Below are 14,075 nucleotides of genomic sequence, written 5' to 3' on the forward strand. Positions count from 1 at the left end.
CGCGCCGAACATGCTGAAAGAGTATGAGCCGCTGATCCGCTCGCGGACGCAGGGCCTCCTCGACAGCCTTCCGGTTGGCGAGCCGTTCGACTGGGTCGATACGGTTTCCATTGAGCTCACCACGATGATGCTCGCGACGCTCTTCGACTTCCCGTTCGAAAATCGCCGTCAGCTGACCCGCTGGTCAGACGTCGTCACCAACATGCACAATCCGGATATCTGCCCGGGCGGTGAAGAACAGTGGCGCCGCGAAATGATGGAATGCCTGACTACGTTCATGCAGATCTTCCAGGAACGTCAGGCGATCCCGCAACAGCACGACCTGATGAGCCTTCTCGCGCACGGCGAAAAGACGAAGAACATGACGCCGATGGAACTGCTCGGCAACGTGATCCTGCTAATCGTCGGTGGAAATGACACGACCCGCAACACGATGACGGCGTCTGTCTGGGCCCTCAACAAGTATCCGGAACAGTTCGAAAAGCTGAAGGGCGACCTGTCCCTGATCCCGAACATGGTGTCGGAAACGATCCGCTGGCAAACGCCGCTGGCCTTCATGCGCCGCACCGCGCTGGAAGATGTCCAGCTACGCGACAAGCTCATCAAGAAGGGTGACCAGGTCGCCATGTGGTACATCTCCGGTAACCGGGATGAGGACTTCTGGGACAAGCCGAACGACTACATCATCGACCGTGCAGATGCCCGCCGTCACCTGTCCTTCGGCTTCGGCATCCACCGCTGCGTCGGCAATCGCCTGGGTGAACTGCAGCTGCAGATTCTCTGGCAGGAACTGATGGAGCGCTTCGAGCACATCGAAGTGCTGGACGAACCGTCCTACACCTCAGGCGCCTTTGTGCATGGCTACACCTGGATGCCGGTGATCCTGCACCCGAAAAAATAAGTCTGGGCGAGAAGCCTGTTGGCTGACCCGGCGATAAGCCGCTAGACCTCCCGTCAGATCCTGACGGGAGGTTTTTCATGGACGTTTCCAAAGCAGTCGACCAGCGCATATCCACCCGGGCTTTCCTGCCCGACGCGCTTTCCGAAGCCGAAGTCCGCGAATGGCTAACCCAGGCCCAGCGCGCACCGTCCGGCGGCAACGTCCAGCCCTGGCGTACGATCGCCGTGACCGGCCAGGCGAAAGACGACGTCATCGCCATGGCCGCGCCAATCTTGGCGGCAGACCCACGCGGCCAGAAGACGGACCGGCCGATCTATCCGAAAGACCTGTGGGAACCCTATGAAGCCCGTCGGCGCCGCGTCGGCGAGATGATGTACGAAGCCCTCGGCATTCCCCGCGAAGACCGTGCGGCCCGCCTCGCCTGGTTCTCCAACAATTTCCGCTTCTTCGGGGCGCCGCTCGCCATCTTCCTGGTGATTGATGAACGCATGGGCCACGGCCAGTGGGGCCATGCCGGCATGTACCTGCAGACCCTCGCTCTGCTGGCTGAAGAACGTGGCTGGGGCACCTGCTTCCAGGAATGCTGGGGCGTGCTGCGCCCTGCCCTGAAGGAGCACTTCAACCTCGCGCCGACTGAAATGATCTGGTGCGGCGTTGCTGTCGGCAAGCCGGACAAATCCCACCCGGTCAATTCTCTGCGGGCCGAACGGACCGATATTGACGAAATCGCCGAGTTTCACGGTTTCTAGATTCCGCCGCATTCCTGCCGGAACTCGATGATCTGTTAGGCGTATGTACACGCGCCGGTCCATACTCGTCTCCACGCTTGCACTACCCCTGCTACCGCAGACGTTCGGTGAACGATCGCTTCCCTTCGCCACGCGCCTCTCAAAAGCGGCCCGCCAGCAGATTGGTGTGACGCAGAGCTATGACGCGGCCTATGTCCGGCTCGATTACCCCATGGGAGATGTGGACCGGTCGACCGGCGTCTGCACCGATGTCGTTGTCCGCGCCTACCGGGATGCTTTCGAGGTGGATCTTCAGAAACTCGTCCACGATGATATGAAAACCGCGTTTGCGGATTATCCAGCAATCTGGGGGCTCAGCCGTCCAGACCGGAACATTGATCACAGACGAGTACCTAATCTCGAACGATTCTTCGAACGCCAGGGCGTGGACTTGCCCCTGCCCGCAGCGCTGGATGGCTGGCAGCCGGGTGATCTGTATACAATGCGATTGGGCGGCCGCTTGCCTCACATAGGAATCGTGTCGGACAAGCGAACGTCTGCCGGCCACCCATATGTGATTCACAACATTGGTGGCGGCACGCAGGAAGAGGACATCCTCGGACTATTCGGCGACGAACGCCGGTTCCGCTTTGAAGTGACTGCCTAAACCTAGTCGTCCTCATTCCATTCGGAAATGGGTTGCTCCGGCGTCCGCTCTTCCTTGCGGAGACGCATCACGGCCGCCTTGATATCGTCGCGGTCAAATTCGTCCTGATCTTCGGCAGTCCGGACAGGCGCCCGCGTGTAGGCAAAGACGCTAATTCCGTCATCCTCTTGCTCGTCAGCCTTGACGTCTTCCACAGGCTTTTCCGGGAAGGATTCTGCCTCAGTTTCAGCGTCAGCTTCCGCCTCAACTTCTTCCTCATCCCGACCATCATCCATGAAATCGGTCACGAAGGATTCAATCTCTTCGGTATCACCGCCCGCGTCCACAAGCAGCTCTTCTTCGCTGAGCGCCTCCTCATCCGGCATCTGGAACCCAGCCGGAATGACATCCGACAGCAGACCTTCTGCTTCGAGGTCTGCCTTGCCCGGCAGCGTGCTCAGGCCCTCAAGGCCGAAATGCTCAAGGAACGCATCCGTGGTCCCATAGGTCAGTGGCTGGCCCGGCGTCTTGCGCCGGCCTTTAATCTTTATCCAGCCGGTCTCCATCAGCGTGTCGATCACGGCTTTGGAAACCGCCACGCCCCGAACCGCTTCGATCTCTGCGCGCGTGACTGGCTGGCCGTAGGCAATGATCGCCAGGGTTTCGAGCGCCGCCTGGCTGAGTTTCTTCTGAACCTGGCGCTCTTCCACGAAGAGATAAGACAGGTCCTGCGCTGTCTGGAAGCGCCATTTGCCGGCGACCTCGACCAGGTTCACCCCCCGGTTCACATAAAGCGCCCGCAGGGTCATCAACACTTCAGCGGCTTCAACACCGTGCGGAAGAATTTCCGCAATCTGCGTTGCCGACAATGGTTCACCCGCTGCGAACAGAACAGCCTCAGCCCGGCGCACGCCTTCAGCCAGCGCCTCGTTCATGTCTTCGTGCAGCGCTTCTTCAGACCGGCGGAAAGCCAGCGCGAGCTGCGTGACCGCGCTCGGTTTCTTCTCGGCTGACGTTTCGTCGTTCATTTCAATCTTCTCAAACATCTGCATGGCTGCCCCCCTGTGGGTGGCTTTGCGCATTCCGCAGGTACAACGGCGCAAAATGGGTGTCCTGCCGGACTTCGACCTCGCCGTCGCGTACAAGTTCCAGCGCCGCTGAGAATACGCTGGCCGTGACCGAGCGTGTGGGCAACTCCGGGTCCACATCCGTCATGGTCAGGCTGATCTCGTCAAGTGAAGACCACTGCGCGAGCTGTCCGCGAAGCTGCCTGAGCGTCGTACGGGCAAGTTCCAGAGGCAAGACCAGCTGTTGCTCGATCACGTGCGGGCGCTCTTTCTCGCGCCGATCCCTGATCGAACCGAAAGCCTGCGTCAGCTCGTACAGGCTGGCATTCCATTCCGTGTGGCGAATCACTTTGGGCTGCTCAGGCGTGCCACGCAGGAAAACGACATTGTCCAATATCGGCCCGCCCTGCAGCTCTTTCACGGCATCGCGCATGGCGTCGAGCCGCTTCAGACGAAAAGCAAGCCGCGCAGCCATCTCTTCGCCAGTCGGTTCGTCTTCTTCCGGCTTTTCCGGCTTTGGCAGGAGAAGTCTAGACTTCATGAATGCCAGCCAGGACGCCATCAGAAGATAGTCGGCTGCGAGGTCCATCCGGCGCTTCTTCGCGTCCTCAATGAAGACGAGATACTGCTCGGCCAATTCGAACATGGACAGATGCAGGAGATCCACCTTCTGACGGCGGGCAAGCTCCAGCAGCAGATGCAGCGGGCCTTCATATCCGCCGACATCGACGCGGAAAATGTCCTGGATGTCAGCCTCTTCCATGTCGGAAGAGAGAGTCTCCATTGTGACAGAATCGCTACTCATTCGGCCGCTCCCACATTCGGGAATAGCTCATGGAACCGCTGCCAGGCCTTGGCCGGTTCAATCGGTTCGGCCTGCTGCGCGATGGCATCAGCAGCAGCGGCACGCTCCGCGGGACGCCCTGCCAAAACAGGGGCGGCTTCCGCCACTTCCGTCATTTCGGCGAGAATGTCTGCTGGATCCTTGAGAAACCCAGAGCAATGCAGCAGCACATCACAACCCGCCGCGATCGACGCGTGCGCGCGTTCAGCGAGGCTGCCGCCAAGTGCCCTCATCCCCAGATCATCGGTCATCAGGAGCCCATCAAACCCGATTCGACCTCGTATGATCTCCTGAATCATGTAGCGGGACACTGTTGCTGCCTTACCGGGATCGTAGGCCTCATAAGCAATGTGGGCTGTCATCGCCATCGGCGCATCAGCGACTCGGGAGAAGGCATCGAAGTCTTTCGACAGCTCATTGTCCCCAGCGGTTATTCGTGGCAGCTGCAAATGGCTGTCTGCCATGGACCGGCCATGCCCGGGAATGTGTTTGATCACGCTCGCTACCCCGCCAGCGTGCAGACCGGCCATAGCGGCTTGGGCAAGGTCCGCCGCCTGCTCCGGCTCTGCGCCAAACGCCCTGTCCCCAATCACGTCATGCGCCCCTGGCACCGGCAGGTCGACAACCGGAGCGCAATCGGCGTGGATCGACAAACTCGCGAGTTCCGATGCAATCAGCCTGTGGCCGAGCCAGCAAGCCTCTCGCCCTAGCTCAGCGTCCTTTTCATAGATCGCAGCGTAGTCCGCGCCGCGGGGAAACAGCGGCCATTCCGGCGCCTTTAGCCGCGCCACACGCCCGCCTTCCTGGTCGATGAAGATCAACGTTTTCCGGCCTGTCGAATCCCAGATGTCCGCCACCAGCCTGCGCACCTGATCACGTGACACGCACGAACGGCCCATGAGAATCACACCCCACGGGTTTTGCGCCTTGAACAGGTCCGCTTCACCTGGTGTCAGGACTGAGCCTGAAACGCTGAGGATACAGGCCTTCGCCACTATCCGGTCACCACAATACAGTTGTCGCCTTCGGCCTTCAGCGCATCGCAAAAGGCGTCTGCCTCTGTTTTTTGGCTAAAGCCGCCGACTCGCAAGCGGTAGAACACACCTTTGGCGCCCAGATCGGCCCGCTGGATGCGTTTTCCGGCACCGCGGTAGAGATCCGGGTGCTCAGACGCAGATTTGCGCCATGCGGCCTCAGCAGCATCCTGGGTACGAAACGCTGCCACTTGCACGAGGTACTGCCCCCCTTCGCTGAAGGCGAACTGTGGTGAGACCTCACGCGGCGGCGGGAGTGGCGCGCGCGGCGCTGGCATCGGCGCAAGCGCCTCCGACTCAATCCCCCGGTCAGGCCGGCTGAGATCGGCCAGTTCAGCTACCTCATCGGCGACCGAGTTCGGCATCCCATTGTCCGGATCGCTGCCATCCACCTCATCGTCCGTCGGACGCAAATCAATGGGCGGACCGCCCTGCAGCATGTCCGAGCCGTCGCCGCCATCGAGATTTGCCAGGTCCGGTATGCGCTCGGAAGCATCCATCTGGTCATAGAAGCGCTTGTCGGTATCGCGGACTTCCAGTCCTCCCCGTTCATCCGGAATACGTTTGTAGGGCTGCGCATCGGCAATCACGCTGGGCAACCCTCCTCCATTGGACCGGACGCCTTGACGGTATGTGTTCCAGACGACCGCGCCGAACACCAGCAGCACGCCGATCGCCAGCGCCAGGATCAATGGTCCACGCGCGGTCTCATCGTCGCGAATGTCGAACCCGCGATAGTCATCTTCGAATGGTGAGGCCTCATCGGCGCCGTACCGGTAGCGACTCATGAAACGTCCCTTCTGGCTTGTTTCCTGAGGTTAATTTTTAGGCTCGTTTCGTTAACGGCAATTGAACAGCAGCCCATAGCTCCAGGGCGATGGCAGGGATTTCCTCAAATCTTGCAGTAGGTCCCAGCCTTCATCCCAGCTGGCTGAGGTCACAGAGGCGCCGGTGCTCCTCAATGGCATAGCCGTCGGTCATGCCCGCGATGTAATCGCAAACGATGCGGGCCCGGCGAAACGCATCCGCCTGCGAGGCATCTTCCCGCCAGGGCGATGGGAGCGTTTGCGGCTCTGAAGTGAACCCCTCGAACAGCTCTGCCAGGATCCGCTTCGCCTTCGAACGCATCCGGTTCACTTTGTAATGCTTGTACATCCGCTCAAACAGGAAGGCCCTGAGTGCCCGCTGTTTGTCAGCAAGCTCGTCACTGAACCCCACTAGCGGCTCACCCAGACCGCGGACTTCCGCTGCGCTCGCCGGCTGAAGGCGCTTCACCCGGCGCCGGGTTTCGTCAACAAGATCGTTGATCCAGACACCGATGAGCTGGCGCACCGCTTCATATGTGACCATCCGGTCCGTCAGATGTGGGTATTCAACTTTAACGCCCCGGAAAACATCTCCCACGATGGGCAGTTCCATCAATTCCTGGATCGTGAAGAGGCCCGCGGCAATGCCGTCGTCAATGTCGTGATTATTGTAGGCGATGTCGTCTGACAGAGCCGCAACCTGGGCCTCCGGCCCCGCGAACTGGTCAAGTTCCAGGTCTTCAATGCGGGAAAACTCCCGGAATGCGGCCGGGAGATCGGCGGCGCTCGTATCGCCATCTATCAACGGGCCGTTGTGTTTTACCAAGCCTTCCAGCATTTCCCAGGTCAGGTTTAGGCCGTCGAAATTCGGATAGCGCACTTCCAACCGCGTGACGACGCGGAGCGTCTGGGCGTTATGATCAAAACCGTCAAATGGTTCCATGCACGCGTCCAGCTGATCCTCACCAGCGTGCCCGAACGGTGGGTGGCCCATATCGTGCGCCAGCGCCATGGCCTCAGCCAGGTCCTCATCCAGCCCCAGCGTACGTGAAATACTGCGGGCAATCTGCGCCACTTCCAGAGAATGGGTCAGACGCGTGCGAAAATGATCACCTTCATGCGCCACAAAGACCTGCGTTTTCTGCTTCAGGCGCCGAAAAGCTGTGGAGTGAATGATGCGGTCGCGGTCGCGCTGGAAGGGCGTGCGCGTGGCAGACGGAGCTTCATCGTGATACCGGCCCCGGCTGTCTTCATGGCGCGTTGCATACACCGCTCTCTTTTCCATTGGTCCAAACGTCCCTATCTATGGGTCATGAGCACGACGACTGCCCCTGATGTGACCCTTACCGCTTCGGCTGCCAAGCGCATTAATGCGATTCTGGCCAAACAGGACGGCGCAGACTTTTTGCGCGTCTCTGTCGAGGGAGGCGGCTGTTCCGGCTTCTCATACAAGTTCGATTTCGCCTCAGAGGAGAATCCGGACGATCTGCTGGTTGAACGCGACGGGGCCAAGGTCCTGATCGATGAAATGAGCCTCGAATTTCTGAACGGTTCTGAGATCGACTTTTCGACCGAACTGATCGGCGCAGCGTTCAAGATCAACAATCCGAACGCAACGGCTGCCTGCGGCTGCGGGACAAGCTTTTCAATCTGACGCCGGGTAACCGCTCGCGCCAGTTGCACCTTCGCGATAGGGTCCGACGGTCAGGAGGACACTCATGAGCCAGGTACGCCCGTTCAATATTTCCGTTTCCGACGCAAAGCTCGCCGCCATCCGGGAGCGGGTTGCAGCCTATCGATGGTTTCCGGCACCCGAAAATGAAAAGGGCTTTGCGTATGGCATGTCGACGCCCGTCCTTCAGGAACTCTGCAAGTACTGGCTGAACGAATACGACTGGCGCGTGCAGGAAGACCTGCTGAACAAGTACCCGAGCTTCAAGGCTGACGTCGGCGGCATGGAAATCCACTTTGTCCACGTTGTGGGTGAAGCCGAAGGCAAGCGCCCGCTATTGCTGACCCATGGCTGGCCGGGTTCGTTCTTCGAGTTCTGGGACGCCATCGAACCGCTCGCCTTCCCGTCCCGCCATGGTGGCGACGCAGCCGATGCATTCGATGTCGTGATCCCCAGCCTGCCTGGCTACGCGTTCTCGGAGAAGCCCGCCTCTCCCATGGGCCAACGCGCAACCGCGGCGCTGTGGGATGAGCTTATGCGCGATGTGCTCGGCTACAAATCTTATCTTGCCCAAGGCGGAGACTGGGGCGGGCTTGTCACATCCTGGCTAGGCCTGAACCATGGCGCGCACGACAAGAATGGCGGGTGCCGCGCGATCCACCTCAACATGATTGGTTTCCGTCCGACACCGCCTACTCCGAACACGGAGGAAGAAGCGAACTGGCTGACCAACATGCAGGGCGCGATGCAAGCCGAAGGCGCCTATTTCATGGAGCAGGCGACAAAGCCGCAGACACTCGCCATGGCGCTGATGGATTCTCCGGTTGGCACGACTGCCTGGATCATCGAGAAGTTCCATGGCTGGTCAGACCTGCGTGAAGGTGACCTATACTCCGTCTACACACGAGACCAGCTGCTAACGAATGTGATGCTGTACCTCGTCAATGATGCGATCGCGACCAGCGTCTGGTATTACAACGCCCTATTCCAGGAAGGCGGTGTGCAGCTGCCGGAAGGTGCTCGCTGTGAGACACCGACCGGGTTTGCGAATTTCCCGGGAGAGAAGGTTTATACGGCCCCACCAAAAAGCTGGGTCGAACGAGCCTACAATCTCGTGCATTGGCGTGACATGCCGAAAGGCGGCCACTTTGCAGCGATGGAAAAGCCTACGCTCTTTGTCGATGAAGTCAGGGCCTGGGCACGCGCGCACGATTAGGCGCGCAGATCATTCCCGACATTGTCCAGCACGGCGTTGGCGAATTTTGCCTCTGACTCTTCAAAAAAGTCGTGTGCGAGGGACACATACTCATCCATGATCACGGCATGGGACAGATGCTGGTGCACGATGAACTCAGCGGCGCCTGCGCGGAGCAAGGCGCGCATCGTGGCGTCTAGGCGGGTCAGCTTCCACCCTGATGCAAGGCGTTTCAGGATCGCTTTGTCGACCCTCGCCTGATTGTCTACCACACCATTGACGATGGACTTGAAAAGATCCGGATCGGCCTCTTCCACCGGTTCCTCATTCGGACCGATGCCAAGTTTGTCTTCCATGAAGGCACGAATGGTCTCGCGCGCCGACTTGCCGGTCTGCTCCATCGCATAGAGCGCCTGCACCGCCGCAAGGCGCGCACCAGCCCGGCGCGCGCGTGTGACTTCAAATGGAAACTTCTGATCGCTCAACGAATGAGTTCCTTGCGGAATTTGATCATGGAGAGACAAGCGTTCGCTGCGTCCGCACCCTTGTTGCCGCGTTTGCGATCGGCACGTGCCAGCGCTTGTGCCTCGTTCTCGACGGTCAGAATGCCGTAGCCAATGGCCTGCCGGCGATTGACGATCAGGTCCATCAGGCCCCGCGCGCTCTCGCCACAGACATAGTCATAGTGGGTCGTCTCACCGCGGATCACGCAACCCAAGGCGACCGCACCATCGAAGCGTCCCGAGTCTGCCGCCATGGCGATCACACCCGGCAGCTCAAAAGCGCCCGGCACTTCCATCACCGTGACTTTTGCGTCGGCAGCTTCCAGCACTTCCATCGCGCCAGCCAGCATCTCTTCGGAAATATGTTTATAGTAGTGCGAAACCGCTACCAGGACCCGGTCAGCCATCAGTTTGTCTCCTCGTTGAGGCGGCGCCACCCCTCTATCGTCATGCCGTATCCGTCAAGCCCTGCAACGCGGGTGGGCTGCGTATCGGACAGGTAAATCATCTTGCGCACGCCGAGCTCCCGCAGAATTTGTGCACCAATCCCGTACTCGCGCAGCGGCGAGGTCGGGTCTTTCGGTGTCGACGTCTTCAGACCGAGGCGTTCGGCAATGGCATTCGCCTGCATCGTGTTTACGAACACGACCACGCCTGGCTCTTCCGCTTCGGCAATGATCCGCATCGCACGTTCGACCAGGCCCTGTCGTGGACCGCGCTCGCCCAGGATATCTGCCAGCACGTCGGTGCGGTGGACGCGAACCAGCGTGGTGGAGTCTGGCTTGATCGTGCCGTGAACGATGGCGATGTGCTCGGAATTGTCGAGCACATTGCGGAAGCACACGGTCCGGAAGCCTTCTCCATAGGCCGACTCCAGCGGTGCCTCGACCCGGCGCTCAAGGAAGCGGTCATTCTGGCGGCGCCATGCGATCAGGTCGGCAATGGTACCGATTTTCAGATTATGGAGCTGCGCGAAGGCAACGAGGTCCGGCAGGCGAGCCATCGAGCCGTCCTCGTTCATGATCTCGCAGATCACACCGGCCGGATAGAGGCCGGCCATGCGAGAAATGTCGACAGCGGCTTCCGTATGGCCCGCGCGGACCAGCGTCCCGCCATCCTTGGCGACCAGCGGGAAAACGTGACCGGGTGAAACGATATCATCGTAGTCCTTGGTCGGGTCGATAGCGACAGCGATAGTCTTCGCACGGTCATGCGCGGAAATCCCTGTCGTGACGCCTTCCTTCGCCTCAATGGAAACGGTGAAGGCCGTGCCCATGCTCTCCCGGTTGTTCCGGGTCATCATGTCGAGATTCAGCGTATGAGCACGCTCCTGTGTCATGGCGAGGCAGATCAGGCCCCGGCCGTGACGGGCCATGAAATTGACTTGTTCCGGCGTCGCAAAATTTGCCGGGATAATCAGGTCTCCCTCATTCTCGCGGTCTTCTGCATCCACAAGGATGAACATGCGCCCGTTGCGGGCGTCTTCGATGATCTCGTCGATCGAGGAGATCGCGTGCTTGAACTCGTCTGACATTGTTTCACTGCCCTTCAGGTGCATCAGCACCAATCATGCGGGCGACGTAGCGTGCCAGCATATCTATCTCAAGGTTCACACGGCTGCCCGGCTGCAGATCAGCCAGCGTGGTCACCTCCCATGTGTGCGGAATAACAGCGACCTGGAAGTCGCCATTCGGCAAGGCATCCGCGACGGTCAGCGAAACGCCGTTCACCGCGGCGGACCCCTTGGTCGCAAAATACTTCGCCAGATCAGCCGGTGGACGGATCGTGATCCGGCGGCTCTGACCCTCCGGCTCGATGGAGACGATTTCGCCGACGCCATCGACATGGCCGAAGACGAAATGTCCGCCCAGCTCATCGCCCAGTTTCAGGCTCTGCTCCAGATTGACCCGTGCGCCTTCGTTCCACTCTCCGAGCACCGTCTTCGCGAGCGTCTCCGGCACGGCCTCAACGGAAAACCAGGCGCCACGCTCACCCTGCCCCTTATCGACGACGGTGAGGCAAACACCGGAGTGCATGATCGACGCGCCCATGGCGATGTCTTCCAGCGGGTAACCGCTTTCAACTTCGAACCGCGTCAAGCCGTTGCGGTGTTCCGCCTTCCGGACAGTGCCGACATCGGTGACGAGACCTGTGAACATGGGAAGACCTTCAGGCGACTTTTGCTAAAAACGAACATAAGTGTTCAGAACGTCATCCCCAATGCGTTCCGTCGCGACAGGTTTCCACCGTGTCGCATCCGACAGGGTCTGAAGGCCAAGTCCCCCAAGGGCTGGCAAGCCGTCGCCGCCAATCAGGATTGGCGCCACAAACCAGGCAATTTCATCAACAAGACCAGCGCGGATAAAGCTTGCAGCCAACGTTCCGCCGCCTTCAATCAGCAGCGAAGAAATTCCTTCCGCGGATGCCCGGCGTAGCAAATCCTGTACATCCATCCGTACGCCGTTACCGCAGCGCCAGATCTCCACGCCGCTCCGCGTCAGGAAATCCTGCGGCTGGCCATTGGTCGCCACCACGACGCGGCCGCTCGATACCGACTGCACAAGGCGGGAGCTGAGCGGTGTGCGCCCATTGGAATCCGCCACGATACGAACGGGCTGCTTCTTCGGCAGGGGCACCGTGCGCGCGGTGAGCAGCGGGTCGTCCGCCAGAACAGTACCAATGCCTACAAGGATGGCATCGTGCGAAGCACGCAATTGGTGCCCCCGGGCCCGGGACTCACTGGATGTGATCCACTGGCTCGTCCCATCGGCAAGGGCGATCCGCGCGTCCAGCGAAGTGGCGAGCTTCAGCGTGACCCGCACGCCGCTCATTCGCCTTCGAGGTCCTCTTCGTCCTCAAGCGCGGCCTTTTCGATGAACTGGGCAAAATCGCTCGGATCACGGAAGTCCTTGTAGACGCTGGCGAAGCGGACATAGCCGACCGGATCGACCATGCGCAGCGCCTCCATCGCCAGCTCACCTACATCGTTGGAGGCAACTTCCGGCTCGCCAGCGCTTTCCAGCTTCCTCAGAATGCCTGAAACCATCTGGTCGATCTGTTCACGGTCGACCGGGCGCTTGCGCAGCGCAATCGTGATCGACCTTGCGAGACGTTCCCGGTCAAACGGCACACGCTTGCCGTCCCGCTTTACAACCGTCACTTCGCGCAGCTGCACCCGCTCGAATGTTGTAAACCGGGCGCCGCAGCTTTCGCAGACCCTGCGGCGGCGCACAGCGGTATCGTCTTCAGCCGAGCGGCTGTCTTTCACCGATGTGTTCTCAGATCCGCAGAAAGGACAACGCAAACCGGATCAGCCTCCCAAGCCACCATAAATCGGGTACTGCGCCGTCAGCGCTTTGACTTCGTCGCGAATACGGTCTTCCGTAGACGCACTGTCGCCCGTCGCGACGGCATCGACGATCTCGCCTATCCAGTTGCCGATCCGGGTGAATTCTTCTTCTCCGAAGCCACGCGTGGTGCCAGCCGGTGAACCGACGCGAATACCGCTGGTGATCGTTGGCTTCTCAGGATCGAACGGCACGCCATTCTTGTTGCAGGTGATAAATGCACGGCCGAGTGCGGCCTCAGCGTCCTTACCGGTCACCTTTTTGGGGCGCAGGTCGATCAGCGCAAGGTGCGTATCCGTGCCGCCAGAGACAACATCCAGTCCGCTGGCTTTCGCCGCAGCGGCCATGGCTCTGGCATTTACGACCACCTGCGCAGCATATTCTTTGAAAGACGGACGCAGCGCCTCACCAAAGGCAACAGCCTTCGCCGCGATGACATGCATCAGCGGGCCACCCTGAATGCCGGGGAAGATCGCCGAATTGATCTTCTTGGCCAGCTTCTCGTCATTGGTCAGGATCATGCCACCGCGCGGGCCACGAAGCGTCTTGTGCGTGGTGGTGGTTGCCACGTCGGCATAGTCGAGCGGGTTCGGATGCGCCCCGCCTGCCACGAGACCAGCAAAGTGAGCCATGTCGACCATGAACACCGCGCCAACTTCGTCAGCGACCGCCCGGAAGCGGGCAAAGTCGATTTCACGGGGATAGGCAGAGCCGCCTGCGATGATCATCTGCGGACGGTGCGCCTTGGCCAGGCGTTCGACCTGTTCGAAATCGATGCGGTCATCTTCCCGGCGCACGCCGTACTGGACGGCATTGAACCATTTGCCCGACTGGTTGGGGGGTGCGCCGTGCGTCAGGTGACCGCCAGCATCGAGGCTCATGCCGAGGATTGTGTCGCCTGGTTTCAGGACAGCCTGGAAAACACCCTGGTTGGCCTGGCTGCCGGAGTTCGGCTGGACATTGGCAAACTGGCAATTGAAGAGCTGTTTTGCGCGGTCGATCGCGAGATTTTCAGCAATGTCGACGAATTCGCATCCGCCATAATAGCGCCGGCCCGGATAGCCTTCGGCATATTTGTTGGTGAGGACGGATCCCTGCGCTTCCAGAACCGCCTTGGAGACGATGTTTTCCGAAGCGATCAGCTCGATTTCGTGCTGTTGGCGCCCCTGTTCCTTGCCGATCGCGGCGAAAACTTCCGGATCGCTCTCTTCAAGACCGGTCGAAAAGAAACCGCTGGTATCAAACCGTTGCGTCTGGGCGGTGTCTGCCATGGGAATCTCCTGCTTTCCGTGCGCTGTTTACGCGCAGAGGCGCGCGCTCGCAACTGGACAA

Annotated in this window: 17 protein-coding genes; 5 read left to right on the forward strand and 12 right to left on the reverse strand. The window is 60.1% G+C overall.

Translation table 11 applies throughout. The features are described from left to right. The 3 genes from HY17_RS06935 to HY17_RS06945 all read left to right on the forward strand — a co-directional run. A partial coding sequence (locus HY17_RS06935) for a cytochrome P450 (RefSeq protein ID WP_034764878.1) occupies positions 1 to 901 on the forward strand: 901 nt, incomplete at its 5' end. A 77-nt stretch (positions 902 to 978) separates the two neighbouring features. Then, a complete protein-coding gene (locus tag HY17_RS06940; protein WP_034764882.1) occupies positions 979 to 1,650 on the forward strand; it encodes a nitroreductase in 672 nt (223 codons plus the stop codon). A 43-nt stretch (positions 1,651 to 1,693) separates the two neighbouring features. After that, positions 1,694 to 2,296: a DUF1287 domain-containing protein gene (locus HY17_RS06945; RefSeq protein ID WP_034764886.1), complete on the forward strand. Its 603-nt coding sequence runs from the start codon at positions 1,694 to 1,696 to the stop codon at positions 2,294 to 2,296. Between the two features lie 2 nt (positions 2,297 to 2,298). Here HY17_RS06945 and scpB read toward each other — a convergent pair whose 3' ends face one another. The 5 genes from scpB to HY17_RS06970 all read right to left on the reverse strand — a co-directional run bounded on the left by scpB (position 2,299) and on the right by HY17_RS06970 (position 7,311). Beyond that, positions 2,299 to 3,303 (reverse strand): SMC-Scp complex subunit ScpB, encoded by a 1,005-nt coding sequence (scpB, locus tag HY17_RS19890; RefSeq protein ID WP_197020241.1) that lies wholly within the window; start codon positions 3,301 to 3,303, stop codon positions 2,299 to 2,301. Between the two features lie 10 nt (positions 3,304 to 3,313). Then, positions 3,314 to 4,147 carry a ScpA family protein gene (locus tag HY17_RS06955; protein WP_051599798.1) on the reverse strand — a complete coding sequence of 278 codons (834 nt, stop codon included), beginning with the start codon at positions 4,145 to 4,147 and terminating at the stop codon, positions 3,314 to 3,316. Then, positions 4,144 to 5,181 carry a beta-N-acetylhexosaminidase gene (gene nagZ / locus HY17_RS06960; protein WP_051599799.1) on the reverse strand — a complete coding sequence of 346 codons (1,038 nt, stop codon included), beginning with the start codon at positions 5,179 to 5,181 and terminating at the stop codon, positions 4,144 to 4,146. The genes HY17_RS06955 and nagZ overlap by 4 nt, the downstream gene beginning before the upstream one ends. Then, positions 5,181 to 6,008 (reverse strand): SPOR domain-containing protein, encoded by an 828-nt coding sequence (locus HY17_RS06965; protein WP_034764889.1) that lies wholly within the window; start codon positions 6,006 to 6,008, stop codon positions 5,181 to 5,183. The genes nagZ and HY17_RS06965 overlap by 1 nt, the downstream gene beginning before the upstream one ends. Before the next feature lie 130 nt (positions 6,009 to 6,138). Continuing rightward, complete coding sequence (locus HY17_RS06970; protein ID WP_034764894.1) at positions 6,139 to 7,311, reverse strand: deoxyguanosinetriphosphate triphosphohydrolase; 1,173 nt, start codon at positions 7,309 to 7,311, stop codon at positions 6,139 to 6,141. A 27-nt stretch (positions 7,312 to 7,338) separates the two neighbouring features. Here HY17_RS06970 and erpA point away from each other — a divergent pair, with 27 nt between their 5' ends. Next, a complete protein-coding gene (gene erpA / locus HY17_RS06975) occupies positions 7,339 to 7,680 on the forward strand; it encodes an iron-sulfur cluster insertion protein ErpA (RefSeq protein ID WP_034764899.1) in 342 nt (113 codons plus the stop codon). 64 nt (positions 7,681 to 7,744) lie between these two features. Continuing rightward, complete coding sequence (locus HY17_RS06980; protein ID WP_034764915.1) at positions 7,745 to 8,914, forward strand: epoxide hydrolase family protein; 1,170 nt, start codon at positions 7,745 to 7,747, stop codon at positions 8,912 to 8,914. Here the strand turns inward: HY17_RS06980 and nusB are convergent. From nusB to glyA, 7 genes are read right to left on the reverse strand one after another with little or no spacing between them, the layout of a single operon-like run. After that, positions 8,911 to 9,378 carry a transcription antitermination factor NusB gene (gene nusB / locus HY17_RS06985; protein WP_034764917.1) on the reverse strand — a complete coding sequence of 156 codons (468 nt, stop codon included), beginning with the start codon at positions 9,376 to 9,378 and terminating at the stop codon, positions 8,911 to 8,913. The two genes, HY17_RS06980 and nusB, sit on opposite strands and share 4 nt — an antisense overlap. Continuing rightward, on the reverse strand, positions 9,375 to 9,803 hold the full coding sequence (ribH, locus tag HY17_RS06990; protein ID WP_034764920.1) for a 6,7-dimethyl-8-ribityllumazine synthase: 429 nt from the start codon (positions 9,801 to 9,803) through the stop codon (positions 9,375 to 9,377). The genes nusB and ribH overlap by 4 nt, the downstream gene beginning before the upstream one ends. Beyond that, complete coding sequence (gene ribB / locus HY17_RS06995; protein ID WP_034764923.1) at positions 9,803 to 10,930, reverse strand: 3,4-dihydroxy-2-butanone-4-phosphate synthase; 1,128 nt, start codon at positions 10,928 to 10,930, stop codon at positions 9,803 to 9,805. Before ribB ends, ribH begins: the two co-directional genes overlap by 1 nt. A 4-nt stretch (positions 10,931 to 10,934) precedes the next feature. Continuing rightward, positions 10,935 to 11,555, reverse strand: coding sequence for a riboflavin synthase (locus HY17_RS07000; RefSeq protein ID WP_034764927.1), 621 nt, complete (start codon positions 11,553 to 11,555; stop codon positions 10,935 to 10,937). 24 nt (positions 11,556 to 11,579) lie between these two features. Continuing rightward, on the reverse strand, positions 11,580 to 12,227 hold the full coding sequence (locus HY17_RS07005) for a RibD family protein (RefSeq protein ID WP_034764931.1): 648 nt from the start codon (positions 12,225 to 12,227) through the stop codon (positions 11,580 to 11,582). After that, complete coding sequence (gene nrdR, locus HY17_RS07010; RefSeq protein ID WP_034764935.1) at positions 12,224 to 12,700, reverse strand: transcriptional regulator NrdR; 477 nt, start codon at positions 12,698 to 12,700, stop codon at positions 12,224 to 12,226. The genes HY17_RS07005 and nrdR overlap by 4 nt, the downstream gene beginning before the upstream one ends. A 6-nt stretch (positions 12,701 to 12,706) precedes the next feature. Beyond that, positions 12,707 to 14,014, reverse strand: a complete 1,308-nt coding sequence (gene glyA / locus HY17_RS07015) for a serine hydroxymethyltransferase (RefSeq protein ID WP_034764938.1) — start codon at positions 14,012 to 14,014, stop codon at positions 12,707 to 12,709. Between the last annotated feature and the right edge of the window lie 61 nt (positions 14,015 to 14,075).

The organism is Hyphomonas sp. CY54-11-8, from assembly GCF_000682735.1.
Lineage (GTDB): Bacteria > Pseudomonadota > Alphaproteobacteria > Caulobacterales > Hyphomonadaceae > Hyphomonas.

What these genes read in the sequence shown, in the direction of transcription:
- HY17_RS06940 (WP_034764882.1), top strand. Translation starts at nt 979, where the DNA reads ATGGACGTTTCCAAAGCAGTCGACCAGCGCATATCCACCCGGGCTTTC.
- HY17_RS06945 (WP_034764886.1), top strand. Translation starts at nt 1,694, where the DNA reads ATGTACACGCGCCGGTCCATACTCGTCTCCACGCTTGCACTACCCCTG.
- scpB (WP_197020241.1), bottom strand. Translation starts at nt 3,303, where the DNA reads ATGAACGACGAAACGTCAGCCGAGAAGAAACCGAGCGCGGTCACGCAG.
- HY17_RS06955 (WP_051599798.1), bottom strand. Translation starts at nt 4,147, where the DNA reads ATGAGTAGCGATTCTGTCACAATGGAGACTCTCTCTTCCGACATGGAA.
- HY17_RS06965 (WP_034764889.1), bottom strand. Translation starts at nt 6,008, where the DNA reads ATGAGTCGCTACCGGTACGGCGCCGATGAGGCCTCACCATTCGAAGAT.
- HY17_RS06970 (WP_034764894.1), bottom strand. Translation starts at nt 7,311, where the DNA reads ATGGAAAAGAGAGCGGTGTATGCAACGCGCCATGAAGACAGCCGGGGC.
- erpA (WP_034764899.1), top strand. Translation starts at nt 7,339, where the DNA reads ATGAGCACGACGACTGCCCCTGATGTGACCCTTACCGCTTCGGCTGCC.
- HY17_RS06980 (WP_034764915.1), top strand. Translation starts at nt 7,745, where the DNA reads ATGAGCCAGGTACGCCCGTTCAATATTTCCGTTTCCGACGCAAAGCTC.
- ribH (WP_034764920.1), bottom strand. Translation starts at nt 9,803, where the DNA reads ATGGCTGACCGGGTCCTGGTAGCGGTTTCGCACTACTATAAACATATT.
- ribB (WP_034764923.1), bottom strand. Translation starts at nt 10,930, where the DNA reads ATGTCAGACGAGTTCAAGCACGCGATCTCCTCGATCGACGAGATCATC.
- HY17_RS07000 (WP_034764927.1), bottom strand. Translation starts at nt 11,555, where the DNA reads ATGTTCACAGGTCTCGTCACCGATGTCGGCACTGTCCGGAAGGCGGAA.
- HY17_RS07005 (WP_034764931.1), bottom strand. Translation starts at nt 12,227, where the DNA reads ATGAGCGGCGTGCGGGTCACGCTGAAGCTCGCCACTTCGCTGGACGCG.
- glyA (WP_034764938.1), bottom strand. Translation starts at nt 14,014, where the DNA reads ATGGCAGACACCGCCCAGACGCAACGGTTTGATACCAGCGGTTTCTTT.